This is a genomic window from Rhodococcus sp. NPDC057529 (assembly GCF_042802055.1).
GTDB lineage: Bacteria > Actinomycetota > Actinomycetes > Mycobacteriales > Mycobacteriaceae > Rhodococcus_F.
The window spans coordinates 332458-355082 of sequence record NZ_JBHVEY010000001.1 but is presented as its reverse complement, the minus strand read 5'-3'; the positions used below and the strand labels follow the sequence as shown (position 1 = coordinate 355082).

General features: G+C 67.9%; 26 protein-coding genes. 10 read left to right on the top strand and 16 right to left on the bottom strand.

Annotated features, from left to right (window positions below):
* Positions 1-339 precede the first annotated feature (339 nt).
* The 8 genes from ACFU5V_RS01685 (at position 340) to ACFU5V_RS01650 (ending at position 7331) form a co-directional block, all read left to right on the top strand.
* A complete protein-coding gene (locus tag ACFU5V_RS01685) occupies positions 340-1275 on the top strand; it encodes an ABC transporter permease (protein ID WP_378696737.1) in 936 nt (311 codons plus the stop codon).
* Positions 1272-2216, top strand: a complete 945-nt coding sequence (locus tag ACFU5V_RS01680) for an ABC transporter permease (RefSeq protein ID WP_378696339.1) — start codon at positions 1272-1274, stop codon at positions 2214-2216. The genes ACFU5V_RS01685 and ACFU5V_RS01680 overlap by 4 nt, the downstream gene beginning before the upstream one ends.
* 1 nt (position 2217) lies before the next feature.
* Positions 2218-3033, top strand: a complete 816-nt coding sequence (locus ACFU5V_RS01675; RefSeq protein ID WP_378696337.1) for an ABC transporter ATP-binding protein — start codon at positions 2218-2220, stop codon at positions 3031-3033.
* Positions 3030-3887 carry an ATP-binding cassette domain-containing protein gene (locus tag ACFU5V_RS01670; RefSeq protein WP_378696335.1) on the top strand — a complete coding sequence of 286 codons (858 nt, stop codon included), beginning with the start codon at positions 3030-3032 and terminating at the stop codon, positions 3885-3887. The genes ACFU5V_RS01675 and ACFU5V_RS01670 overlap by 4 nt, the downstream gene beginning before the upstream one ends.
* A complete protein-coding gene (locus ACFU5V_RS01665; protein WP_378696333.1) occupies positions 3887-4843 on the top strand; it encodes an aldo/keto reductase in 957 nt (318 codons plus the stop codon). The genes ACFU5V_RS01670 and ACFU5V_RS01665 overlap by 1 nt, the downstream gene beginning before the upstream one ends.
* Before the next feature lie 14 nt (positions 4844-4857).
* The gene (locus tag ACFU5V_RS01660) at positions 4858-5622 is read left to right on the top strand and encodes an HpcH/HpaI aldolase/citrate lyase family protein (RefSeq protein WP_378696331.1); all 765 of its coding nucleotides are present in this window, start codon (positions 4858-4860) and stop codon (positions 5620-5622) included.
* An 87-nt stretch (positions 5623-5709) separates the two neighbouring features.
* Positions 5710-6285: a hemerythrin domain-containing protein gene (locus ACFU5V_RS01655; RefSeq protein WP_378696329.1), complete on the top strand. Its 576-nt coding sequence runs from the start codon at positions 5710-5712 to the stop codon at positions 6283-6285.
* Between the two features lie 95 nt (positions 6286-6380).
* Entirely contained in the window at positions 6381-7331 is a 951-nt protein-coding gene (locus tag ACFU5V_RS01650) for a ScbA/BarX family gamma-butyrolactone biosynthesis protein (RefSeq protein ID WP_378696327.1), read from the top strand.
* On the opposite strand, the gene ACFU5V_RS01645 is transcribed toward ACFU5V_RS01650, so the two are convergent.
* On the bottom strand, positions 7328-7975 hold the full coding sequence (locus ACFU5V_RS01645; RefSeq protein WP_378696325.1) for a ScbR family autoregulator-binding transcription factor: 648 nt from the start codon (positions 7973-7975) through the stop codon (positions 7328-7330). The genes ACFU5V_RS01650 and ACFU5V_RS01645 overlap by 4 nt on opposite strands.
* Positions 7976-8010: 35 nt before the next feature.
* Here ACFU5V_RS01645 and ACFU5V_RS01640 point away from each other — a divergent pair, with 35 nt between their 5' ends.
* Positions 8011-8988 (top strand): NAD-dependent epimerase/dehydratase family protein, encoded by a 978-nt coding sequence (locus ACFU5V_RS01640; RefSeq protein ID WP_378696323.1) that lies wholly within the window; start codon positions 8011-8013, stop codon positions 8986-8988.
* A gap of 101 nt (positions 8989-9089) precedes the next feature.
* Positions 9090-9881: a hypothetical protein gene (locus tag ACFU5V_RS01635; protein ID WP_378696321.1), complete on the top strand. Its 792-nt coding sequence runs from the start codon at positions 9090-9092 to the stop codon at positions 9879-9881.
* Here ACFU5V_RS01635 and ACFU5V_RS01630 read toward each other — a convergent pair.
* The 15 genes from ACFU5V_RS01630 to ACFU5V_RS01560 all read right to left on the bottom strand — a co-directional run bounded on the left by ACFU5V_RS01630 (position 9878) and on the right by ACFU5V_RS01560 (position 22622).
* Positions 9878-10132, bottom strand: a complete 255-nt coding sequence (locus tag ACFU5V_RS01630; protein WP_276137480.1) for a HypC/HybG/HupF family hydrogenase formation chaperone — start codon at positions 10130-10132, stop codon at positions 9878-9880. The two genes, ACFU5V_RS01635 and ACFU5V_RS01630, sit on opposite strands and share 4 nt — an antisense overlap.
* Before the next feature lie 3 nt (positions 10133-10135).
* Positions 10136-10642 carry a hydrogenase maturation protease gene (locus ACFU5V_RS01625; RefSeq protein ID WP_378696318.1) on the bottom strand — a complete coding sequence of 169 codons (507 nt, stop codon included), beginning with the start codon at positions 10640-10642 and terminating at the stop codon, positions 10136-10138.
* A gap of 6 nt (positions 10643-10648) precedes the next feature.
* Positions 10649-10768, bottom strand: a complete 120-nt coding sequence (locus ACFU5V_RS01620) for a DUF6893 family small protein (RefSeq protein WP_378433342.1) — start codon at positions 10766-10768, stop codon at positions 10649-10651.
* Positions 10765-12177 carry a hypothetical protein gene (locus ACFU5V_RS01615; protein ID WP_378696316.1) on the bottom strand — a complete coding sequence of 471 codons (1413 nt, stop codon included), beginning with the start codon at positions 12175-12177 and terminating at the stop codon, positions 10765-10767. The genes ACFU5V_RS01620 and ACFU5V_RS01615 overlap by 4 nt, the downstream gene beginning before the upstream one ends.
* Positions 12174-12821 carry a DUF6084 family protein gene (locus ACFU5V_RS01610; RefSeq protein ID WP_378696314.1) on the bottom strand — a complete coding sequence of 216 codons (648 nt, stop codon included), beginning with the start codon at positions 12819-12821 and terminating at the stop codon, positions 12174-12176. Before ACFU5V_RS01610 ends, ACFU5V_RS01615 begins: the two co-directional genes overlap by 4 nt.
* Entirely contained in the window at positions 12818-13462 is a 645-nt protein-coding gene (locus ACFU5V_RS01605; protein WP_378433345.1) for a DUF5947 family protein, read from the bottom strand. Before ACFU5V_RS01605 ends, ACFU5V_RS01610 begins: the two co-directional genes overlap by 4 nt.
* Positions 13462-14418: a NifU family protein gene (locus ACFU5V_RS01600; RefSeq protein WP_378433346.1), complete on the bottom strand. Its 957-nt coding sequence runs from the start codon at positions 14416-14418 to the stop codon at positions 13462-13464. Before ACFU5V_RS01600 ends, ACFU5V_RS01605 begins: the two co-directional genes overlap by 1 nt.
* A gap of 10 nt (positions 14419-14428) precedes the next feature.
* On the bottom strand, positions 14429-16222 hold the full coding sequence (locus tag ACFU5V_RS01595) for a nickel-dependent hydrogenase large subunit (RefSeq protein ID WP_378433347.1): 1794 nt from the start codon (positions 16220-16222) through the stop codon (positions 14429-14431).
* An 86-nt stretch (positions 16223-16308) separates the two neighbouring features.
* A complete protein-coding gene (locus ACFU5V_RS01590; RefSeq protein WP_072938985.1) occupies positions 16309-17364 on the bottom strand; it encodes a hydrogenase expression protein HypE in 1056 nt (351 codons plus the stop codon).
* 160 nt (positions 17365-17524) lie between these two features.
* A complete protein-coding gene (gene hypB / locus ACFU5V_RS01585) occupies positions 17525-18310 on the bottom strand; it encodes a hydrogenase nickel incorporation protein HypB (RefSeq protein WP_378696312.1) in 786 nt (261 codons plus the stop codon).
* A 5-nt stretch (positions 18311-18315) separates the two neighbouring features.
* Positions 18316-18645, bottom strand: a complete 330-nt coding sequence (gene hypA, locus ACFU5V_RS01580) for a hydrogenase maturation nickel metallochaperone HypA (RefSeq protein WP_378696310.1) — start codon at positions 18643-18645, stop codon at positions 18316-18318.
* Positions 18646-18736: 91 nt separating this feature from the next.
* A complete protein-coding gene (locus ACFU5V_RS01575) occupies positions 18737-19885 on the bottom strand; it encodes an acetyl-CoA C-acetyltransferase (RefSeq protein WP_378696308.1) in 1149 nt (382 codons plus the stop codon).
* Between the two features lie 19 nt (positions 19886-19904).
* Entirely contained in the window at positions 19905-20510 is a 606-nt protein-coding gene (locus tag ACFU5V_RS01570) for a TetR/AcrR family transcriptional regulator (protein WP_378696306.1), read from the bottom strand.
* Between the two features lie 91 nt (positions 20511-20601).
* The gene (locus tag ACFU5V_RS01565) at positions 20602-21405 is read right to left on the bottom strand and encodes an SDR family oxidoreductase (protein ID WP_378696304.1); all 804 of its coding nucleotides are present in this window, start codon (positions 21403-21405) and stop codon (positions 20602-20604) included.
* Positions 21402-22622, bottom strand: a complete 1221-nt coding sequence (locus ACFU5V_RS01560) for an acyl-CoA dehydrogenase family protein (RefSeq protein ID WP_378696302.1) — start codon at positions 22620-22622, stop codon at positions 21402-21404. Before ACFU5V_RS01560 ends, ACFU5V_RS01565 begins: the two co-directional genes overlap by 4 nt.
* Between the last annotated feature and the right edge of the window lie 3 nt (positions 22623-22625).

The following is a 22625-nucleotide window of genomic DNA, read 5'->3' as shown; positions in this document are numbered from 1 at the left end:
TTACCCACCAGGCGATGTGATCGCCGGCACATACGAACTCTACTCAGAGTTGCTTGAGATGCGCAAGATGGCGCTCAAGACTTGCGCACAACGCGCAGAAGTGGGATTGTGAGCTGAGTTACAAATGAAGCTGCTGTACCCGACACGCCGCGGTGTCGACTCCTCCATCGCGGGCGTTATCGAAAGGTCGACGATGACCCCTCACGCAGACCCCGAACGGCCGGTGACCTCATGACGCAGCACGCCGCCGACACGGCGCTTGCAGCCCAGCCCCCGGGCTCGGCATCATCGGCTCCCCGCCGGACCCGCTCCGCCGTCCCGAAGGTCCTGACGGCGGCCATGCCCCGCTACGTCGTCAAACGCCTCGGACCGAGCGCGCTCGCCGTCTTCCTGACGCTGACCACCGTGTTCGTCCTCATCCGGATGGCGCCCGGCGACCCCGCCTACTCGATGGCCGGGCCGCTGGCCACCACCGAGGATCTCGACCGCATCCGAGCGGACATGGGCCTCGACCAATCCGTGTTCACCCAGTACCTGCTGTACTTGCGCGGCCTTCTCCACCTCGATCTCGGCACCTCGTACTCGTTCCAGGCGCCCGCGCTCGACGTCGTCCTCGCCCGGCTGCCCTACACGATCACCCTGTCCGTCGCGGCGATCGTGCTCACCACGCTGGTGGCCATCCCGCTGGGCGTGTGGATGGCACGCCGCGCCGACACCCGCCGCGAACTCGGTGCCAACGTCGTCACGATCGCCGGCCAGTCCATGCCCGACTTCTGGACCGGACTGATGCTCATCACCGTGTTCGCGGTCCTGATCCCGATTTTCCCCGCGGCCGGATTCACGACGTGGTCCAGCCTGGTGCTGCCCACCGTGACCGTGGCCGTCCTGCAGATCGCTCTGATCTCCCGCATGGTGCGCCGCGAGATGGTCGGCGCGTTCTCCTCGCCGTACATGACAGTGGCCCGCTCGCGGGGTGTCCCGGAGCGCGAGCTCATCTGGCGGTACGCCCTGCGGAACTCCGCGATCCCCGTGCTGACCGCGCTCGGCACCCGGTTCGCGTCCATGCTCAACGGCGTCGTCGTGGTCGAGGTCGTCTTCGCCTGGCCCGGCGTCGGCTCGCTGGTCGTGCGCGCACTCGAGACGAGGGATTACCCCCTCATCCAGGCCACCGTCCTGGTGACCGCGGTGCTCGCCGTCCTCGTCCAGCTCCTCGTCGACCTCTGCTATCCGCTGTTGGATCCCCGTGTCCGGCTCGGGAAGGGAACGAGTAAATGACCACCATCGTCGATCCCCCGGCGCATGCGCGCCCGTCCACGGTCACCCGCCGCGACATCGCCCGGGCCGGTGCCACCCGTGTCGCCCGCGACAGCCGGGTGAAGATCTGGATCGGCAGCATCTGCGCCCTGGCCGTCATCGTGCCGGTCGCCTGCGCACAATTACTGCCCCTGCCGTCTCCGGACGCCACCGACCTCGCCCAGCGCCGGCTGCCACCGCTGACACCCGGGCACCTGTTCGGCACCGACCAACTCGGCCGCGACCTCCTCTCCCGCGTCCTCTACGGCGGGCAGGTATCGCTCACGGTCGGAATTCTCGCGGTGGTCGTGTCCGGACTGATCGGCCTGTGCCTCGGCGCACTGGCCGGCTACCTCGGCGGCTGGGCCGACACCGTCGTCAGCCGTCTCCTCGAAGCCCAGCTGTCGCTGCCGCTCCTCATGATGCTGCTGCTCGTCGTCGCCCTGTTCGGCCCGTCGATCCCGGTCATCACGTTCGTCATCGCCATCGCCCAGTGGCCGGAGATCGCCCGGCTGACCCGCTCACTCGTCCTCGTCGAACGCGAGAAACCGTATATCGCGGCGTCCCGCGTGCTGGGACTCGGACGCACCGCCATCCTGCTCCGCCACATCGTCCCCAACATCATCAAACAGGCGTCCCTCGTCGTGCTGCTGCTGCTCGCGCAGGCCGTGCTCCTCGAGAGCGCGCTGAGCTACCTCGGTGCCGGACCGCAACGTCCCTTCGCCACCTGGGGCCGGATCATCTCCGACGGGCAGGACTACATCACCACCTCGTGGTGGCTGGTGACGCTCCCCGGGCTCGTCATCGTGCTGCTCGTCGTCGGTGTCAACCTGCTCGGCGACGGGCTCCGGGATCGGCCGAAGTCGCTGCGACTGCAACCGGGCGTACTACAGCGACTCCGGGCGTGGAAGGGAATTTCCTGACATGACGAATCTGCTGCGAGTCGACGAACTGCAGATCGAACTCATCACCGCCCGGGGCGTCATCCGCGCAGTGGACGGCGTGTCGTTCAGCATCGACGCCGGCGAAACCGTGACCATCATCGGCGAGTCCGGATCGGGAAAATCGACCACCGCGATGGGCCTGCTCGGTCTGCTGCCCGACGACCTCGCCGTCCTCTCCGGCGCGGTGCGGTTCAAGGACTGCGACATCCTCGGGAAGCCGAAGGCGCTCGCGAAGGTCCGGGGCCGGCACATCGCCCTCGTCCCGCAGGACCCGATGACGGCTCTGAGCCCGGTGCACACCATCGGATCCCAGCTGCGGGAAGCGGTGCGCCACAGCGGCATCACCGGAAAGTCGAAGGAAACCGCGCGGGCCGTGGAACTGCTCGAGCAGGTGCGGATCCAGAACCCGGCCGGCCAACTCGGGAAATACCCGCACCAACTGTCCGGCGGAATGCTGCAGCGCGTGCTGATCGCCTGCTCGCTCGCGTCGGGTCCCGAACTGATCGTCGCCGACGAACCCACCAGTGCCCTCGACGTGACCGTGCAGGCGAGCATCCTCGACCTGCTGCTCGAACTCCAGGAGCGCACCGGCGTCGGAATGCTCGTCATCACCCACGATCTCGGTGTCGCCCGGTTGATGTCGGACCGCATCTACGTCATGAAGGACGGCCGGTTCGTCGAGAACGGCGGAGCCGAGGACCTCGTTCTTCATCCTCGCAGCGCCTACACCAAGAAACTGCTCGATGCCGTGCCGCGGCTCGGCGACTTCACCACGACCGTAGGAGCGTCGACATGAATGCCCCTCTGCTGTCCGTCGAGGACCTCGTCGTCGAATACCCGGTGCCCGACGGGGTGTTCCGCGCCGTCGACACCGTCAGTTTCTCGGTGGACAAGGGCGCGACCCTCGCCGTCGTCGGTGAGTCGGGATGCGGGAAATCGACCATCGCGAAATCGATCGTCCGGCTGCTCACACCCACCTCCGGCCGCATCCTCGTGGACGGCGCCGACATCGCGCAGCTGTCGGAGAAGGCGCTGCGCCCCTTCCGGTCTCGCGTGCAGATGGTGTTCCAGGACCCGTACGGATCGCTGGACCCGCACCTGACGGCCGTCGACATCGTCGGTGAACCGCTGCGCCTGCAGGGCGTCCGGAGCAAGTCCGAGCGGGCGCGCAGGGCCGCGGAGCTGATCGACCGCGTCGGCCTGCCCGCCACCGCGCTCCACCGCCGCCCCGCCGAGTTCTCCGGCGGTCAGCGGCAACGCATCGGCATCGCCCGGGCACTGGCGAGCGGACCGGAACTCCTCGTGTGCGACGAGGCCACCAGCGCACTGGACGTGTCCGTGCAGGCCCAGGTGCTCGATCTGCTCCGCGAGATCCAGCACGACACCGGCCTGACCTACGTCTTCATCTCCCACAACCTCGGCGTGGTCCGGGAGATCAGCGACACCGTGATCGTCATGTCGCGCGGACGGGTGGTCGAAAGCGGTTCCACCACCGACGTTCTCGAACATCCCGCCGAGCCGTACACCCAGGCCCTGCGCGCCGCCGCGCTCGACCCCACCACCATGGTCGGGATCAAACCCCGACACCTCGTCTCGCGCCCGCCTGGCGCAACGGACGTTCCCCGCACCGCATCCCGAGGAGTAGCCTGATGCCCGAACTCGACCTGACCTCACTCGTTCTCGGCACGATGACGTTCGGCGACACCGTCGACGTCGACGGCGCCGCAGCGATGGTCGACGCGGCGCTCGACGCCGGAATCACGCACATCGACACCGCCAACGGTTACGCCGGCGGAGAGTCCGAGAAGATTCTCGCCCGGCTGCTGGCCACCCGGCGCGACCGCGTCACCCTCGCCACCAAGGCGGGAATGCCCCACCCCGACGCGGGCGACCACTCACCGCTGTCGCCGGCGGGGCTCCGCGCGAGCGTCGAGGCGAGCCTGAGGCGGCTGGACACCGACTACGTCGACCTGTTCTACCTCCATCAGCCGGACCGGGCCACCCCGATCGCCGACACCCTGTCCACCGTCGCCGAACTCGTGTCGGAGGGCAAGATCCGCGCCCTCGGCGTCTCCAACTTCGCGGCCTGGCAGATCGCGGAGCTGAACCACACCGCCGACGCCGTCGGCGCACCCCGGCCGATCGTCGCCCAGCAGCTCTACAACTTGCTGGCCCGGCGCATCGAGGAGGAGTACGTCGAATTCGCGGCGGTCACCGGCCTGATCACCATGGTCTACAACCCGCTCGGCGGCGGCCTCCTCACCGGTCGGCACTCGTTCGACACGGCGCCCGCGGACGGCCGCTTCGGTGATTCGCGGTTGGCGCAGATGTACAAGGACCGGTACTGGAACACCGCGATCTTCGATGCGATCACCCAATTGTCCGTGATCGCCGACAAGGCCGGTATCCCGCTCACCGAACTCGCGCTGCGCTGGCTCGTGTCCAAGCCGGCCGCCGGGCCGATCCTGCTCGGCGGTTCAAAGGTCGCTCATCTGCAGTCGAACATCGCCGCCGTCGCGAAGGGCACACTCGACGACGACCTGATCGACGCGTGCGACGAAGTGGGCAGCGCCCTGCGCGGACCCATGCCCAACTACAACCGCTAGGAGACAACGCCCTCATGAGTGCCCAGGATTTTGCCGCCCGCCTCCGCCGCCGCGAACGGATCGTCGGCTACTGGTCCGTCATCGACAGCCCGGTGTCGACGGAGTGGCTCGCCCACGTCGGCTGGGACTACATCGCCCTCGATCTCCAGCACGGCCTGATCGGATACTCCGGCATGGTCGCGGGGCTCACCGCCATCGACGCGTCCGGCTCCACCGTCGGCATGATCCGGGTCGAGTCGAACGATCCGACACCGATCGGCCGGGCGCTCGACGCCGGCGCGGCGGGAGTGATCGTCCCGCTGGTGAACACAGCGGAGGAAGCCGCCAAGGCCGTTGCTGCCGCGACGTATCCCCCTACCGGAGTGCGCTCGTACGGTCCGATGCGTTCACAGCTGCGGATCGGCCCCACCCCGGCGGAGGCCGACCGGGACACGGTCGTCGTCGTGATGATCGAAACCCCGCAGGGGCTGGCGAACGTGGAGGAGATCTGCGCCGTCCCCGGACTCGACGGCGTCTACGTGGGGCCGTCCGACCTGCGCCTCGCCGTGGGAGGTGCGCACCCGAACGATCCGAGCGTCGACGACGAGTTCGAGGCGGCCGTGACCCGTGTCCGGGAGGCCGCCGCAGCGGCGGGCATCGCGGCGGGCATCCACACCGCAGACGGGTCGGTGGCGGCCCGCCGACTCGCGGAGGGATACACGTTCGCCACCGTCGCGTCCGACCTCACCCATCTCAAGGCGGCCTCCGCCGCGCATCTCAAAGCCGCGACCGGGGGCTGACAGGCGCTCCGCGCCCGTGCGCCTTTTTGGTAGCGCGAACAACCAAAAAGGCGCACGGGCGGCGGAGCCGCCTGATGCAATCGAAGCATGCCTGACATCATCGAGTTGATTTTCGACGACCACGAGTGGTTCCGGCGGCAGTTCGCCGCACTGGACGAATTGAAGTCTCGGCGCCGGGTGGAGATCACCGCCGTGGAGGCGGTGTGGACGCCGCTGGCGAAACGCCTCGATCTGCACGCTGCAGCGGAAGAGGAAATCTTCTACCCCCAGCTTCTCCGCGTCGGCGAGGACGGGGAGGCGGAAGCGGAGACCCTCGACGCGATCGGGGACCACAACGACATCCGCGACGGCGTCCGGGCGGCGGCGGGGAACCCCATCCTCTCCGAGGAGTGGTGGGCGGCAGTCGGCCGCACGCGCAGGGCCAACGACGAGCACATCGCCGAGGAGGAACGGGAGGGCCTCGCCGATTTCCGGACCGCCCCGGATGATCTTCGCGAGTCGCTCGGGCGGCGGTTCGCCGAATACTTCCTCGTGCACCGCACCCTGTCGGGCGTGGACACCTCGGACAAGGACCCGAAGGAGTACGTCCGGGAGGTAGAGGAGGACCTCGACGAGGACGACAACCCCGGATCGCTTCGAATCGGCAGCTTGAAGGGCCGGTAGCAAGCACTCCCCACATCACAGACCGCGCGGTCTGTGTTCTATAGTTCGGTCGGTCCGCGGCATCGGGCCGGCCGGTTCTGTGGGGAGATGGGGTTGTGGCACGAATTTCCCGTCCGGTGCCCGATGCCCTACCTCCGATGTCGTTCGAGCGGACCGTGCCCCGCAGGTACGTGCACCGCCAATCCGTGGCCGAGGTCTTCCTCACCGACTGCGTGTCGCTGCCGGTGCCGGATCGGTTCGTCGTCGCCGCACAGTGGCCCCGCCTGCACGGCTTCTACCGCACCCGAGACGGGCACTACGACACCATGCTGCTGGCGGAAACACTCCGGCAGACCGCCATCTACCTGGGACACACCCGCTTCTCCGTCCCGCTGCCGAACCGGTTCGTCATGCAGCACCTCGAGGTGCACGCGGTACCCGGAGCGCTCGCGGTGGGTGCTGCGGCCGCAGAAGTGGTCGTCGAGGTCACCGTGTCCGAGCACGTGTACCGCGGCGGCGCGCTGTCCTCGTTCCGCGTGAACCTGCGGTTCCGGCTGGGTGACCGGGACGCCGGCACCGCGACCGGTCACGCGGTGGTTTTCCCTCCGGCCGCATACGCACGCGCCCGGTGGGGTGAGCGCGGCCCGCGGGTGATCGGTGTGCCGTGGTGCCCGACTCCCGTCCCGGCTGTGCTGGTCGGTCACGTCGACGACGCGCACGTGGTCCTCGGCCCGCGACGCGCTGAGAACGAATGGGAGTTGCGGATCGACCACACGCACCCCGTGCTGTTCGACCATCCGTGCGATCACATTCCCGGGATGTTGCTGCTCGAGGCGATGCGGCAGGCGGCCTGCACCGGCCTCGGCCTACCGGACGCACACCTCGCGTCCCTGGGCGCCACGTTCCACCGTTTCGCCGAACTCGACGAACGAACCACGATCCGGCTGAACGCGGTGGACGACGGCGCGTTGTCCATCAGCGGGTCGATACGGCAGGGCGGTGTGGCGGTGGTGCGGGGAACCGCGGCGCTCGCACCGACCGCGGTGAGCGCATGCGCGCCCGGCTAGTCGGCGTCGTCCGGTACCCAGCGGGCCCGACGGATCCGGGCGATGTCGTGGTGCCGGGTCGCGGGCATGATCCCGGGGAGCAGGAACCCCCACATGTCATCGACGCGCTGTTCGAGGTCCGTGCGCTGCGTCAACACCTGGGAGACGGTCTGGACGCCGGTGAAGGCGCCGATGACGAACCGCGCCAGCCTCGGCGGGTCGATGTCGGCGAGGAGGTCGCCCTGCTCGACGGCCCGAGTGGCGAGTATCTCGCAACTGTTGATCCAGTCGAGGTAGGGATCCGCGGGGCCTTGGTCGTCGGCGCTGAGTTCGAGGGTGATCCGGATACCGGCTCGCACGATCGGGTCATTCACGATCTGCCGCGCCATTTCGTGACACAGCATCACGATCTGCTCGATCGCCGACACCTGCTCACGGCCGATCGCCTCGACCGACGCGATGGAGATCCGGTGTTGCTCACCGATGATGAAACGCGCCAGATCCTCTTTCGAACGGAAATGGAAGTACAAGGCCCCCTTCGTGATTCCGGCGTTCTCGACGATGTTGCCGAGTCTGGCTCCTTCGAAACCCGACTTCTCGAACATCTCCGCCGCCCCGCGGACGATCTGCTGTCGAGTCGCCGCAGCACGCGCCTGCTGAACCACGTTCACACCTTTCCCTGCCGCATGAGAGAAGAACGATGACGATGAAAGCACGGAACACGCGCCCATTGCCCGGAGAGACGGTACCAGCGTCGACCGAAAGCGAGCGCGGTCGAACACCCTCCGCGCCGGTACGTGTCGCGGTCGTGGGAGCGGCGGGCTTCATCGGGTCCGCCACCGTGCGGGCCCTGGTATCGGCCGGGATTCCGTGCACCGCGGTCGCCCGCACACCGTTGAACCCGGACATTCCGGGCGTCGTGTCCGCGCAGGCGGATCTGACCGCTCCGGCAAGTCTCGGCTCGGCGCTCACCGGCGCCGACGTCGTGATCCACGCCGCGTCGTACACCGGCAGCGACCCGGCGCACTGCACCGCGGTGAACGTCGGCGGCACCGAGAACCTCCTGGCCGCCGCCGCCCGGAACGGCATCCGCCGGATGATCTACGTCAGCACCATCGGCGTGTACGGCGCCGGACCGCACAGCGGAATCGGTGAGTTCGACGCCACGCCCGCACCCGTGTCGGCGCTGAGCGCGAGCAGGCTGACCGCCGAACACCGTGTCCTCGAATCCGGCGGTTGCGTCGTCCGACCCGGATTCGTCCACGGCCCCGGCGACCGCTGGTTCGTCCCCGGATTCGTCCGGATCCTCGAGACGCTGGGCGCCTGGGTGGACGAGGGGCGGTCCCGGATCTCGGTCGTCGCGGTGGCAGACCTCGCGCGGCTGCTCGCGACCCTCGCCGCGCAGGCCCCTGCACACTTCGGCGACGTGTTCCACGCCTGCCATCCCGACCCGGTCACCGTCCGCGAACTCGGCCGGGCTCTCGCGGACTCGGGCCGCCTGCGACTGCCGGACAACTCACTCACCTTCGACGACGCCGTCGCCGCCGGAACCCGCCGCGGCCTCACCGATCGGCACCTCGACCTGATCGGCCGCGACCACTGGTACGACCCCACCCGCCTGCTGGCCGCCACCGGCGCGACCTTCGGCCACGGCGCACTGCACAACCTCCCGGCGTGACGAGGTCCGGCGGGAAGTCGGTGGGCGGAACGTCGTTTGCGGTCCGTGGTCGGGGTGTATACCCGGAGAGAGACCGTTCCCCCACCTGACGGAGTGTCGAGATGGCCCTTCACACCGAGATCATCGTGGACACCGAAGGCGACAGCCGGATAGTGGTCCTGTATCCCGTGATGTGGCTGTTCATCGCGGTTCTGGTGACGTTCGTGATCACCCGGCTCATCACGCGACGCATCCGCTCTCGAGGAGCGCAGCCCACGGACGACGCCGCGGACTCGGGGGGCGGTCTGATCGGCGACATCACCGTCGGCGGCGTGCACCTGCACCACCAGGTGTTCGGGATCCTGTTCATGACTCTGGCCGGGCTGGCGCTGATCGCGACCACCCCGGAGGGCACGGCACTCAACGTCTTCGCCGCGCTGTTCGGAGTCGGTCTGGCACTGACCTTCGACGAGTTCGCGCTGTGGGTGCACCTCGACGACGTGTACTGGAGCACGTCCGGACGAAAGTCCGTGGACGCGATCTTCTGCGCGCTCATGGTCACCGGCCTGATGATCACCGGCGCCGAACTCGTGAGCGGGCGGATCGGCACCGCCCAGTGGTGGACGTCGATCGGCTATTTGGCGATCTCACTCGGCATCTCGCTGATCTGCCTGCTCAAGGGCAAGTTCGTCACGGGGATCGTGGGGATCGTGTTCCAGCCCGTCGCGATCGTCGGCGCGATCCGGCTGGCCAAGCCCGATTCCTGGTGGGCAGTGCGCCGCTACGGCACCCGACCACGGCGGCTGGCCCGCTCGCAGGCACGATTCGGGGAGCGCTACCACGCCCGCTGGAACCGGGCGCGCGACTTCGTCGCCGGACCGCCGGACCCCCGTCACGCCGGAACGCAGAGCTAGCCTTCGTCCGCCGACCGCGAGCGTCCCATCATTTCCAGCCCCGCCATCGCCTTTTCGGCGCCGGCCTCGTCCACCTTTTCCATCGCGAATCCCATGTGGATGACGATCCAGTCGCCCGGTTCCAGGCTGACGTCCTCGGGCAGCATCCCGACGTTCACCTTGCGCTGTTCACCGACGACGTCGACGAGCGCGAGTTGGTTGCCGTAGCCCTCGAGCATGCGCACCACCCGGCCGGGAATTCCGAGACACACGATTCAGCCCTCCGTCTTCTCCGGTTGCAGCGCGGCTGCGGTAGGCGCCAGGAGTTGGTCGACGATCTCGAAGACGGCGTCGACGGCCGGTGCGACGGCGGCGGCGACGCGCGGTGACAGCCCGATTCCCTCGTCGGTGTTGTCCACCTGGCAGCCGAGGACCACGGCGCGCGGCAGGGTTCCGCCGAGCGCGCGGAGACTGGCGAACACCGCCCCCGGATCCATGCTGTGCGCGTCGAGCGGCGCCGCGGGCACCGAATCGGGTCCCACCTCGAACGCCCTCAACGCCCCCGGCTCACCTCGATCGGGAACCGCGTCGACCAGCAGCAGCGCACCCCACCCGTCCAGCAGTTCGTACGCCAGATGTGTTCCGCGGATGCCGAAATCGATGGCCCGGACTCCCGGCGGCAGCGGCCTCGTCGCGACACCGCGCAGCACCTCGGGACCGAATCCGTCGTCGCCGAAGAAGATGTTGCCCACACCGGCAACCAGCACCCGCCTGTCCGTCACGTGGCCTCACATCTTGCGCATACGCAGGTACCGCTTGATGTCGGGAAGCGAGAAGACGGCGACCGCCACGCCGGCGACCGCAACCAGCGCCAGCGCGGCGGTGGTGGCCTCTCCGAGAATCTTCATGACTGTTCATCCTTTCCGGTGTCTGCCGATACGGGCTCCACCTCGTCCGGGGCGAAATACAGATACCTGCCGTACCACTCGTGCAACTCCGAGGCCGGGTCGTCCATCAGCACCACGCCGACGTGGGTGCCACCGTCGACGTCGGCGTGCACGGTCACCACCCGAGCGAGTTGTCCCGCGAAGAACAGGTCCTGGGCGTCGGCGCGGCGCGACGGGTGGATCCGCACGACGGTGCCCTTCGCCACCCGGACGCCGTTCACGATCACGCCGTCGACGTCGGGGCGGACGGCGGTGTCGGCGTCCGGATCCCACCACGGCACGTCGTCGGTCAGTTCCGGGACGAGACCCATGTCGGGGAGGCCGCGCTGCTCCGGGATGTCGGGGCTCGGGAAATGCGGGTTGCGCAGGACGCCGTGCATCTGGGCGAGCGTCGCCGGCGACATCTGCTCGCAGCGGTCGATGATCTGGGCGGCGAGCGGGTCGGTGGCGCGGGCCTGACGCTTCTCCTCCTCGGTGAGCGTCATGACCCGCAGGGTGAGGATTTCGTCGATCTCGGTGGCGTCGAACAGGGCGCCGTCGCTCTGCTCGGCCACCTCCGGGTGGTCGTACAGGATGATCGGCGACACCAGCACGAGGTCCGTCTCCCCCGGCAGCCCGGCCAGCACGGGGTAGCAGCGTTCCTGATGGCAGGTCGACGCGAGCGGCGCGGCGTCGTCGGGCGGCTCGAGCAGCGACACGAACTCGGCGTCCTCCGCGGCCAACATCAGATGCGCGCCGATCAGCGAATGCCTGATGGCCGAATCCTTCGACCACGTGCCGATCGCGTCGATCTTCACGTTCTCGATCGACACCCGCAGCACGTCCAGTCCGTCGTGCCGGTCACTGCCGACGCGGACGACGGCGCGCAGCGGCCACCTGGTCCGCACCACACGCCCGGCGAGGGTGCCGTCGTCCTCGCGCAACTCCTCGACGTCCACGCCCCCGTCGACGTCCACGTCGAGCCGGCAGTCCTCGAGCTCCTCGGCCGGGAACACCGCGCCCAGGTCGATCTCGCGTTCCACCGCCTCGTCCCACGACAGCCAGCTGCGGCCGGCGACGGTGAGTTCCCCGACCGGCTCGAACCCGGACCCCGCGGCATTCTCGACCTCACGCACCTGCAGTTGCAGGAAGCGGACGGTCACCGCGACGCCGGGCCGCCCACCCGGACGGGGACGCATCAGCGTCTGGCAGGACAGGCGTGGTTCCTCGCCGACTCCCGATTCCGCCGCACCCGGCGGCCCGAGGACGCCGAACTGCCACCGGGATTGGTTCTTCGACGAACTCGCACGATACGGATACAGCAGGTAACCCTCGTAGAGGACCGCGTCGGCCACGGCCCGTACTCGCTGCAGGGACGCCGGGGAGATCATGCGATCACCTCCCCGGCTCCCTGCAGCAGGTTCGCGACGGCGACGTCCAGTCCGAGCAGTCCGTGCGCCGCCTTGTATTTCGCCAGTACCGCCAGCGTGTCGTGGTCGAGGCGCACCCAGCCCGTGTTCGGGTAGTGCGCCTGGACGAGTTCGCGCCACACCGCCACCGGCAGGTCGTACGTCGATTCCCGGTCCCACGGGATCCGTTCGACGCCGAACCCGGCGACGCCGCGCGTGAAGACCGTTCCGCTGAACAGGAACACCAGCGGCACCGTCGACCCGGCCTCATCCAGGGCGTGCAGGTACTTCGAAGCCGTCACCTCGAAGTCGTACGTGCACGGAAGCGGCAACTCCACCACGCTCGACCCGGTGAACCCCTGGGCCACGGTGCTGGTCTGCATCCACTGGAACGGCTTCAGCGTCGACGTCCACCGCTCGCGGGGCCCGAACAGATCGAGCAGGCCCTCCACCTCGGCGTCCGTGTAGCGGCGGCGCTGCGGGTCGATGCGGACCTGACACCGCACGGCCATCGCGTGCACGACGGCGCCGCTCGACTCCGTCACCTCCACCCGCGCAGTCAGATTCGGCGCAACCGCGAACGGTTCCGGGAACACGTCTTCCACACGGAACGACAACTCGGTCACGTCGGCTCCTTCGCGACGCGACTGCGCGCCCGCACGTCGTCGAAGAACGTGTCGATGACCCTTCGTGCGTCCTGGCCGCCGTCGAATCCCCGCCACACCTGCCGCAACCGGCCCACCAGCTGGTAGCAGGCGTCGATGGGAACGAGGTAGCACTCGGGGTCGCCCTCGCCGTGCTCGGGGACCCGCAGCAACAAGGCTTCCGTGTCGGCGGCCAGCCGGCCCAGCGCCGGGTTCGCCGCGAGCACGTCGTCCCAGGCGTCGAGGGGCAGTTCCGATTCGGTCGCGCCCGCCGGACCGGGGTAGAACGCGACGGTCTTGGCCAGCAGCGAGTTCCGGAACACGAACGCGAGCCCGACGGGGATCTCCAGTTCGTCCCAGCGTCCGGGGGCGAGTTCGAAGTTCGGAAACGACAGGTAGCGTTCCGGGACGGCCCGGAACCGCAATTCGGCGTTCTCGTCGGTGAACAGCAGGTAGCACCCGCGGCACACGCACATCAGTTGCCGGTCCTGCACGTTCACGACGTGCTGGTGGGCGTCGGCGATCGGCACGGCGCACATGTCGCACCGTTCCCCGACCACCGGTGTGGGCCGCTCGGACGCGATGCGCTGCAGAATGCGCAGTCCGTTCCCCGACGGGCTCATCACGCCACCTCCGCGGCGGGCACGGCCACGGAGACGACGCCGTCGCGCACGAGGACCGGGAGCGGCGAGAGCGGTTCGGCGTCCGTGTCGCCGTCCAGGCGCAGGCCCGCGCGACGCGCGTCGAAATGCGCGCGGCACGACGGGCAGCGCAGCACCGCGTCCCCCACCTGACCGCCCGCCTTCCGCTGCAGCGTGGCCCCGGCCAGCGAGTGGGTGCAGGAGGCGCACCGGTCCCGGTAGGCGAACAACTGCTCCCCGATCCGGCACACCAGAATCGGCAGCCCGGCGACGGAGAACCCGGCCACCTCCCCGGGTGTCAGTTCCTCGAGTTCGGGCACCGACACCCACGTCCCCGTGCCGCTCGACCCGTCCATTCCGTTCGGATGAACATGGGAGAACAGCGATTCCGCGGCGATCAACCCGGACCCGGCGGCGGGGGTTGCGCCCACCACCTCGATGTCCACGGTCTCCGGCGCGGCGGCCAGCACGGCGTCCTTGACGGCGAGTTCCAACGTCACCGCAGACGACGGGCAGCTCTGACAACTGCCGGTCAGCCGTAACCGCACCACCCCGTCGACCACGCCGAGCAGTTCGACGTCACCGCCGTGCGAACCCAGGTAGGGGCGCACGCTGTCGAGTGCGGTGGCGACCCTCGTCTCGACGTCGTGCGGATGGAGTCCGTTCACGAGGAGCAGGCTGGCCACGAGTTCGTCGGCAGCGAGGCGTTCGACGAGGTCGTCGTCGCGGTCGCCGATGATGTCGAGGACGCGCTCCAACCCGGCGCCGTAGAGTTCGACCACCTCCCGGACCAGCTGCTCGGCGCGCTCGCGGGCCACCGAGCCACCCGTCGAACTCGCGTCCAACAGGCTGTCGATCCGTTCGCCGGCTGTCCGCCACCGATCGGGGTCGTCTGCTACTTCGTCACTCCCCCACGTCTCCGATCCGCCACTCTCCATGCGTACTCCGTCACTCGCCGGTCACGGACTGGGTGGGCGAATGCAGCTTCTCCAGCGTCTTTCCCTCACCGAGATACATGTGCACGCCGCACGGCAGGCAGGGGTCGAAACTGCGGACGGTCCGCATGATGTCGATGCCCTTGAAGTGCTCCCGGTCGTTCTCCTCGAAGATCGGCTGACCCTGCACCGCGTCTTCGTACGGTCCCGGCGTACCGAAGCTGTCGCGGGGGTTGGCGTTCCACGGGGTCGGCGGATAGGGGTGGTAGTTCGCGATCTTGCCGTCACGAATCACCATGTGGTGCGACAGGACTCCGCGCACCGCCTCCGTGAAGCCGCAGCCGATCCCCTCGTCGGGGACGTCGAACTTCTCCCACGTCTTCGTGTGCCCGGCCCGGATCTCGGCGAGCGCCTGCTCCGCGAAGTGCAGCGCGCACGCCGCCGCGTAGGCCTGGAAGTAGGTCCGCGCCCGGTCCCGCTCGATCGTGTTGCTGCCGTGCTGCGGGATCTTCCATTCGAACTCCACCGGGCCCTTCAGCGCGGTCTTCGGCAGGTTGATCTTCACACTGTGCCCGGTCGACTGCACGTACCCGATGTCGACGAGGCCGGCGAGGGCGGTGCTCCACAGCCGGGCCAGCGGCCCGCCGCCGGTGTCCAGTGCGAGGTGGTCGGTGCCGTCGAACCACCGCGGCGACATGACCCAGCTGTACTTGTCCTCCATGTCGCGTTTCTGCGGGTGCGGGTTGGTGTGCTGGTTCCACGGATGCCTGCGGTCGACCTGGTTCCCGAGCGGGTCGTTCCTCACGAACATCTCCTGGTCGGTCCAGTCGTCGTAATACGAACTGCCCAACAGGATTCGGATACCCAGGTTGATGTCGACGAGGGACGTCGTCACCAGCTTTCCGTCGACCACGACGCCGGGCGTCACGAACATCGCCCGTCCCCACTTCTCCATGTCCTTGTAGGAGAAGTTGCACACCGCCGGATCCTGGAACGACCCCCAGCAACCGAGCAGGGTCCGGCGCAGGCCGACCTTCTCGTAGCCGGGCATCGCCTCGTAGAAGAAGTCGAACAGGTCGTCGTGCATGGGGACGACCTTCTTCATGAACTCCACGTACCGCATCAGACGCGTCGTGTAGTCCGTCATCAACTGAATCGTCGCGACCGTTCCCACACCACCCGGGTAGAGGGTGGACGGGTGCACGTGCCGACCCTCCATGAGACAGAACATCTCTCGGGTCCACCGGCTGACCTGCAACGCCTCCCGGTAGAACTCACCGGTGAACGGATTGAGCGACCGCATGATGTCGGCGATGGTCTTGTAGCCGTGCTCCCCGGCGTGCGGCGCCTCGGTCTTCTCGGCCTGCGCCAGCACCCCCGGATTCGTCTCGGAGACCATCTTCTCGCAGAAGTCCACACCGACGAGGTTCTCCTGAAAGATGTTGTGATCGAACATGTATTCCGCGGCCTCGCCGAGGTTGACGATCCACTCGCCGATGTTCGGGGGTTTCACTCCGTAGGCCATGTTCTGGGTGTAACACGAACACGTCGCGTGGTTGTCACCACAGATGCCGCAGATCCGGCTCGTGATGAAGTGGGCGTCGCGGGGGTCCTTCCCCTTCATGAAGATCGAATAACCGCGGAAGATCGACGAAGTGCTGTGGCACTCCACGACTTCCTTCTGCTTGAAGTCGATCTTCGTATAGATGCCCAGGCTACCCACGATGCGCGTGATCGGATCCCACGCCATCTCGACCAGGCCGTCGGATTCCGACTTGTGCGAAGGTTCCGGAATGATCGTTGTCATCGACGTACCTCTCAGTGCTCCACGGCTGGGCAGCCGCCCAGTGGGGTTCGAGGCCGGCGGACCACCGCCCGACACCCCGAGCGTGACTACCAGGTGCGTGTCGCGCCCGTGGTCAGTTTCGTACCGCGACTGCGCCAGTGCGGTTCCTTGTCCAACGTGTTCTTGGTGATCTTGCGCAAACTGCGAATGGCGGATCCGTACAGCCCGGACGCCGTCGTGGAGAGTTTGCCGCCCGGCGGTTCGTCCATGAACGGCATGAACTTGTCCGGGAAGCCCGGCATCGTGCACCCGATGCAGATACCGCCCACATTCGGGCACCCACCCACACCGTTGATCCAGCCCCGCTTGGGGACGTTGCACTTGACGACAGGACCCCAGCACCCCAGTTTCACGATGCACTTCGGTGAGCCGTACTCGGTGGCGAAATCACCCTGCTCGTAGTAGCCGGCGCGGTCGCAGCCCTCGTGCACCGTGGCGCCGAACAGCCACTGCGGACGCAGCGCGTCGTCGAGCGGAATCATGGGCGCCTGCTCGGTGGCCATGTAGAGGAGATACGTCAACGTCTCCGACAGATTGTCCGGCTGAATCGGACAACCGGGAACGCAGACGATCGGAATGCCCGCCTTCGACTTCCAGTCCCAGCCGAGATAATCGGGAACACCCATCGCACCGGTCGGATTTCCCGCCATCGCGTGGATGCCGCCGTACGTCGCGCACGTGCCCGCCGCGACGATCGCCGTCGCCTTCGGAGCCAGACGATCGAGCCATTCGCTCGTCGTCACCGGCTGACCGGTCTCGGGATTGTTGCCGAAACCGCACCAGTAACCCTCGTCGTGAAGTTGCTCGTTCGGGATGGAACCCTCGACCACCAGCACGAAGGGCTCGAGTTCGCCGCGGTCCGCCTTCCAGAACCATTCCAGGAAGTCGTTGGCGCCGCCCTCCGGACCGTTGTCGAAGTCGATCAGCGGCCAGTGCACGGCCACTTTGGGCAGGCCCGGCAGGGCTCCCAGGGCAATCTCCTCGACACTGGGCTGCGTCGCAGCCGTCAAGGCCACCGAATCGCCGTCGCAACTGAGTCCCGCATTGATCCACAGCACGTGAATCAGGGTGTCCTCGGCGTTGATTGCTTCCTGTGTCGGCATATCAGGTCGCTTTCCGGAGTGAACACAACTCCTGTCGCCACCGGAGTCGACCGTCGGCCCACCTGCGTGGCGCTGATATTTATTTAGCTCCGCCGTCGAGCGGATGTCAACGGTCCCCGGCGCGTCGCGCCGCGTCGCCCGGCCCCGTCGTGTAGAGGCGTCATTGCTTCGCGATCCAGTCGTACCACTGCTGGATGCCCTGACCGGTCGTCGCCGACAAGGTGATCATCTGCAGGCCGGGGTTCACCGACCGGGCATACTTCGCGCAGAGGTCGACGTCGAAGTCCACGTACGGCAACAGGTCCGCCTTGTTCACGATCACGAGATTCGCCGCCGCGAACATGTGCGGATACTTGAGCGGCTTGTCCGTCCCCTCGGTCACCGAGATGACCACCACCCGGCTCTTCTCACCGAGATCGAACAGTGCCGGGCAGACGAGATTCCCCACGTTCTCGATGAACAGCAGCGAATCCGGTTCAGGGTCGAGGGCGGTCAGCGCGTCCCGCATCATCTCGGCGTCGAGATGACACCCGGCGCCCGTGTTCACCTGCACCACAGCGCATCCCGTCGCCTTGATGCGGTTTGCGTCGAGCATCGTCTCCTGGTCGCCCTCCACCACCGAGACCCGACGCTGCCCGCCGATGTCGGCGATGGTGCGCTCGAGCAGCGTCGTCTTCCCGGACCCGGGCGAACTCATCACGTTGAGGGCGAGCACCCCACGACCCGCCAGCCAGCCCCGGTTGCGCTCCGCCGTGAGGTCGTTCTTCGCCAGCACCTTCTGCTCGAGGGTGACCGTCTCGGTCGGGTGCTCGTGGGGGTGTGGGTGCTCGTGCTCGTGGGGGTGTTCGTGAGTGTGCTCGTGCGGGTGCGCGTGGTCGTGCGGGTGCTCGTGGGGCACCCTGATCCTGGTCCCCGTCTCGTCTCCGCATCCACAGGTGGCACACATTTGCGTCAGCTCACTTCCATCGAGAGGATTCGTAGTTCCCGACCCGACGTGACCTCCACGTCCGCACTTCCGCACGGGCACAGCAACACCAGGTCCGTGAGCACGAAGTTCTCGCCGCATTCACGGCAGTGCGCACCGCCCGGCGTGTGGTCGATGTCGAGACGGGCACCGTGCGCGACGGTCCCTTCGGTGACCAGTTCGAAACAGAACTGCATCGAATCGGCGACCACCGCGGTCAGCGCCCCCACCTGCACCCGCACGCTGTGAACCGTCCGTCCCGCAGCGGTCTCGCAGACGGCGTCGACGACGCTCTGGGTGATTGCCAATTCGTGCATCACGGCCCCGTTCAGGACTCGTCACTATCCTGTTCGAGCGTAGCGCTTCGCACCCGTGAGTACTTCTTAACCGCCGGCGGTTAAGAAGTACTCACAGGCGTTCGATGATCGTGGCATTCGCGGTGCCGCCGCCTTCACAGATGGTCTGCAGACCGTAGCGGCCGCCGGTGCGTTCGAGTTCGTTGAGGAGCGTCGCCATCAGCTTGGTGCCGGTCGCACCGAGGGGGTGACCGAGGGCGATCGCGCCGCCGTTGACGTTGACCTTCGCCGGGTCGGCGCCGATCTCCGCGAGCCACGCGAGGACCACCGGCGCGAAGGCCTCGTTGATCTCGACCAGGTCGATGTCGTCGATGCTCAGGCCGGTCTTCTCCAGCGCGTACCGGGTCGCGGGAATCGGCGCGCTGAGCATGAAGATCGGGTCGGCGCCGCGGGCACTGAGGTGGTGGATGCGGGCGCGGGGCGTCAGGCCGTACCGCTCGACCGCTTCCGGTGAGGCCAGCAGCACCGCGCTCGCACCGTCGGAGATCTGGCTCGCGACCGCGGCCGTGAGACGTCCACCGTCGGTGAGCGTCTTCAGGGCGGCCATCTTCTCGAGGCTGGTCTCGCGCGGACCCTCGTCGGTGGTGAAATCGCCCACCGGCACGATCTCGCGGTCGAAGCGACCCTCGGCGATGGCGGTCCGCGCCCGCTCGTGGCTCTGCAGCGCCCAGCGTTCGAGGGCCTCGCGGCTGATGTCCCACTTGTCCGCGATGAGTTCGGCGCCGTGGAACTGCGACACCTCCTGGTCGCCGTAGCGTTCGGCCCAGCCCGTCGATCCGCCGAACGGGGTGTCGAATCCGTACTGCTGCCCGACCACCATCGCCGATGCGATCGGGATCTGGCTCATGTTCTGCACACCGCCGGCGACGATCAGGTCGGCGGTGCCGCCGAGGATCGCCTGCGCACCGAAGTGGACGGCCTGCTGGCTCGACCCGCACTGACGGTCGACCGTGACGCCCGGGACCTCCTCCGGGTAGCCGGCGGCAAGCCACGCGGTGCGGGCGATGTTGCCCGCCTGCCCGCCGATCGCGTCGACACAACCGAAGACGACGTCGTCGACACCGGCCGGGTCGATGCCCGTGCGCTCGACGACGGCCTTGACGACGTGCGCACCCAGGTCGGCGGGATGCACGCCGGACAGGCCGCCGTTCTTCTTGCCGATCGGGGTGCGAACGGCGTCGACGATGTAGGCCTCGGTCATGTGAAACTCCTAGTCAGTGTTAAGGACTCGCAAGTCCGTCGAGGACGATCGAGAGGTATTGCTTGGCCACGGTGTCGACCGTGACGGATCCGCCGGGCCGGTACCAGCGGACGGCGACCCAGGCGGTGTCGCGGAGGAAGCGGAAGGCGAGTTCGACGTCGATGTCGGCCCGGAAGCTGCCGTCCTTCACCCCCGCCTCGAGCACACCCATCCACAGGTCGCGGAATTCGGTGTTCAGTTCGGACAGGTACGTGAAGCGCTCGTTGGCGACGAGATGCTTCACCTCGTCCTGGTAGATCGCGACCGCCGCATGCGACGCGTCGATCGCCTCGTAGGACGTGGTGACCAGCGCTTCGAGGGTCGCGCGGCTGTCGAGTCCGGATGCGACGATCTCGCGGTACTTGCCGAACAGGTCGTCGAGGAAGCCCCGTAGGATTTCGTCGACCATCGACTCCTTGGAGTCGAAGTGGTGGTACAGGCTGCCCGACAGGATGCCCGCGGCGTCGGCGATGTCGCGCACGGTGGTGGCCCTCAGGCCGCGTTCGGCGAAGAGGGTGGCCGCGATGTCGAGGAGTTCGGCCCTGCGTCCGGTCTTGCCGGAGGTGTCGTCGGGGGGTGGAGTCATCGTCACATCCTATCAACCAAGCGCTTGCTAGGGCCTCCGGCCCCGTGAGTGGTTAACGAGTCCAGACACTCGTTAACCACGCACGGGGCGGCTACGCCCTCTGCGACGAGATCGACACGACCTCGCCGGTGAGGTAGGTGGTGTAGTCGCTGGCGAGCATGGCGATGGTGGCGGCGATTTCCCACACCTCGGCGGCGCGGCCGAAGGCCTCGTCGGATGCCAGCTTGTCGAGGAGTTCCTCGCTGGTGACCTTGGCGAGGAAGGCGTGCCGGGCGATGGACGGTGCGACGGCGTTGATCCGGACCCCGTATTCGGCGGCCTCGATCGCGCTGCACCGGGTCAGGGCCATGACGCCGGCCTTCGCCGCCGCGTAGTGCGCCTGCGAGTGCTGCGCACGCCAGCCGAGGACGGACGCGTTGTTGACGAGGACGCCGGTGTGCTCGACGCCCTTGAAGTAGCGCAGCGCCGCGCGGGTGGCCCGGAACGTGCCGTTCAGGGTGATGTCGAGGACGCGATCCCATTCCTCGTCGGTCATGTCGACGAGCGCCGTCTCGCCGCCGAGTCCGGCGTTGTTGACGAGGACGTCGATCCGGCCGAGGGCGTCGGCCGCCCCGGCGATCAGGGCGTCCACCTGTTCGGTGCTCGACACGTCGCACGTCAGCGCCTCGACGGCCTGCCCGGGAAATTCCGCGGCCAGTTTCTCCTTCGTCTCGGTGAGGCGGCGTTCGTGCCAGTCCGACACCAGGACGTCGGCGCCCTCGAGCAGGGCACGGCGCGCGGACGCGTAGCCGATGCCGGTGCCCGCGGCGGCGGTGACGACGACCTTCTTTCCTTTCAGTAGGTCGTGGCCCGGCGTCTCGACGGGTGCGGTGGCGAGCGGTGCGGGTTGTGTCACGGTCGTGCCTCTCGGGGGAGTCCGAGCACGCGCTCGGAGATGATGTTGCGCTGGATCTCGTTGGATCCGCCGTAGATGGTGTCGGCGCGGGTGAACAGGAACAGCCGCTGCCATTCGCCGAGTTCGAGATGTTCGGGATCGGTGGTGTCGGACGTCGGGTCGGCGGGGGCGAGGAGCGACGACGCACCCTGCACCTCCATCGCCAACTGCCCGAGGTCGCGGTGCCAGTTCGCCCACAGCAGTTTCGCGACCGATGCCTCGGGTCCGGACGTTCCGGCGTCGACGGCTTCGAGGGTCCGCAGGGCGTGGGCGCGCATGACGCGCAGCCCCACCCAGGCGCGGGCGATCTTCTCGCGAATGTTCGGGTCGGATGCTGCGCGGGTGGTTTTCGCGAGGTCGACGACGCCCTGAAGTTCGCGGGCGAATCCGATCTGCTGCCCGAGTGTGGACACGCCGCGTTCGAAGGTGAGAAGCCCCATCGCGACGCGCCAGCCGTCGCCGGGTTCCCCGACGACCAGATCGGCATCGGTGACGGCGTCGTCGAAGAACACCTCGTTGAACTCGGACGTGCCGGTGAGTTGCTGGATGGGCCGGACAGTGACGCCGGGCTGGTCGAGAGGCACGAGCAGGAAGCTCAGCCCCTGGTGCCGCTTCGACCCGGGATCCGTGCGGCACAGCACGAACGCCCACTGCGCGACGTGTGCGAGCGACGTCCACACCTTCTGGCCGTTGATCACCCACTTGTCGCCGTCGAGTCGTGCGGTGGTCGCGACGTTGGCGAGGTCGGAACCGGCGCCGGGCTCGGAGTAGCCCTGCGCCCACAGTTCGGTGACGGTGTTGATCCCGGGCAGGAAGCGTCGCTTCTGATCCTCGGTGCCGAACGCGATGAGCGTCGGTCCGAGAAGTTCCTCGCCGACGTGACTGACGCGGGCCGGCGCTCCTGCCTTCGCGTATTCCTCGTGGAACACGACCTGTTGCGCCAGCGTCGCTCCGCGGCCGCCGTATTCCTTCGGCCAGCCGAGGCACGTCCATCCGGCGGCGGCCAGGTGCCGGTCCCACGCGAGCCGTTCCTCGAAGAACTCGTGCTCGCTACCGGGGCCGCCCTTGCCCTTCAGCCGGGCGAAGTCGCCGGTCAGATTGTTTTTCAGCCACGTTCTGACGCTCTCGGCGAAGTCGTCGTCGGTGATCAGCCCGTCCGGGCTCTCGCTCTGGTCCACGTC

What these genes read in the sequence shown, in the direction of transcription:
- ACFU5V_RS01685 (WP_378696737.1), top strand. Translation starts at nt 340, where the DNA reads ATGCCCCGCTACGTCGTCAAACGCCTCGGACCGAGCGCGCTCGCCGTC.
- ACFU5V_RS01680 (WP_378696339.1), top strand. Translation starts at nt 1,272, where the DNA reads ATGACCACCATCGTCGATCCCCCGGCGCATGCGCGCCCGTCCACGGTC.
- ACFU5V_RS01675 (WP_378696337.1), top strand. Translation starts at nt 2,218, where the DNA reads ATGACGAATCTGCTGCGAGTCGACGAACTGCAGATCGAACTCATCACC.
- ACFU5V_RS01670 (WP_378696335.1), top strand. Translation starts at nt 3,030, where the DNA reads ATGAATGCCCCTCTGCTGTCCGTCGAGGACCTCGTCGTCGAATACCCG.
- ACFU5V_RS01665 (WP_378696333.1), top strand. Translation starts at nt 3,887, where the DNA reads ATGCCCGAACTCGACCTGACCTCACTCGTTCTCGGCACGATGACGTTC.
- ACFU5V_RS01660 (WP_378696331.1), top strand. Translation starts at nt 4,858, where the DNA reads ATGAGTGCCCAGGATTTTGCCGCCCGCCTCCGCCGCCGCGAACGGATC.
- ACFU5V_RS01655 (WP_378696329.1), top strand. Translation starts at nt 5,710, where the DNA reads ATGCCTGACATCATCGAGTTGATTTTCGACGACCACGAGTGGTTCCGG.
- ACFU5V_RS01640 (WP_378696323.1), top strand. Translation starts at nt 8,011, where the DNA reads ATGACGATGAAAGCACGGAACACGCGCCCATTGCCCGGAGAGACGGTA.
- ACFU5V_RS01635 (WP_378696321.1), top strand. Translation starts at nt 9,090, where the DNA reads ATGGCCCTTCACACCGAGATCATCGTGGACACCGAAGGCGACAGCCGG.
- ACFU5V_RS01620 (WP_378433342.1), bottom strand. Translation starts at nt 10,768, where the DNA reads ATGAAGATTCTCGGAGAGGCCACCACCGCCGCGCTGGCGCTGGTTGCG.
- ACFU5V_RS01615 (WP_378696316.1), bottom strand. Translation starts at nt 12,177, where the DNA reads ATGATCTCCCCGGCGTCCCTGCAGCGAGTACGGGCCGTGGCCGACGCG.
- ACFU5V_RS01605 (WP_378433345.1), bottom strand. Translation starts at nt 13,462, where the DNA reads ATGAGCCCGTCGGGGAACGGACTGCGCATTCTGCAGCGCATCGCGTCC.
- ACFU5V_RS01600 (WP_378433346.1), bottom strand. Translation starts at nt 14,418, where the DNA reads ATGGAGAGTGGCGGATCGGAGACGTGGGGGAGTGACGAAGTAGCAGAC.
- ACFU5V_RS01595 (WP_378433347.1), bottom strand. Translation starts at nt 16,222, where the DNA reads ATGACAACGATCATTCCGGAACCTTCGCACAAGTCGGAATCCGACGGC.
- ACFU5V_RS01590 (WP_072938985.1), bottom strand. Translation starts at nt 17,364, where the DNA reads ATGCCGACACAGGAAGCAATCAACGCCGAGGACACCCTGATTCACGTG.
- hypB (WP_378696312.1), bottom strand. Translation starts at nt 18,310, where the DNA reads ATGTGTGCCACCTGTGGATGCGGAGACGAGACGGGGACCAGGATCAGG.
- hypA (WP_378696310.1), bottom strand. Translation starts at nt 18,645, where the DNA reads ATGCACGAATTGGCAATCACCCAGAGCGTCGTCGACGCCGTCTGCGAG.
- ACFU5V_RS01575 (WP_378696308.1), bottom strand. Translation starts at nt 19,885, where the DNA reads ATGACCGAGGCCTACATCGTCGACGCCGTTCGCACCCCGATCGGCAAG.
- ACFU5V_RS01570 (WP_378696306.1), bottom strand. Translation starts at nt 20,510, where the DNA reads ATGACTCCACCCCCCGACGACACCTCCGGCAAGACCGGACGCAGGGCC.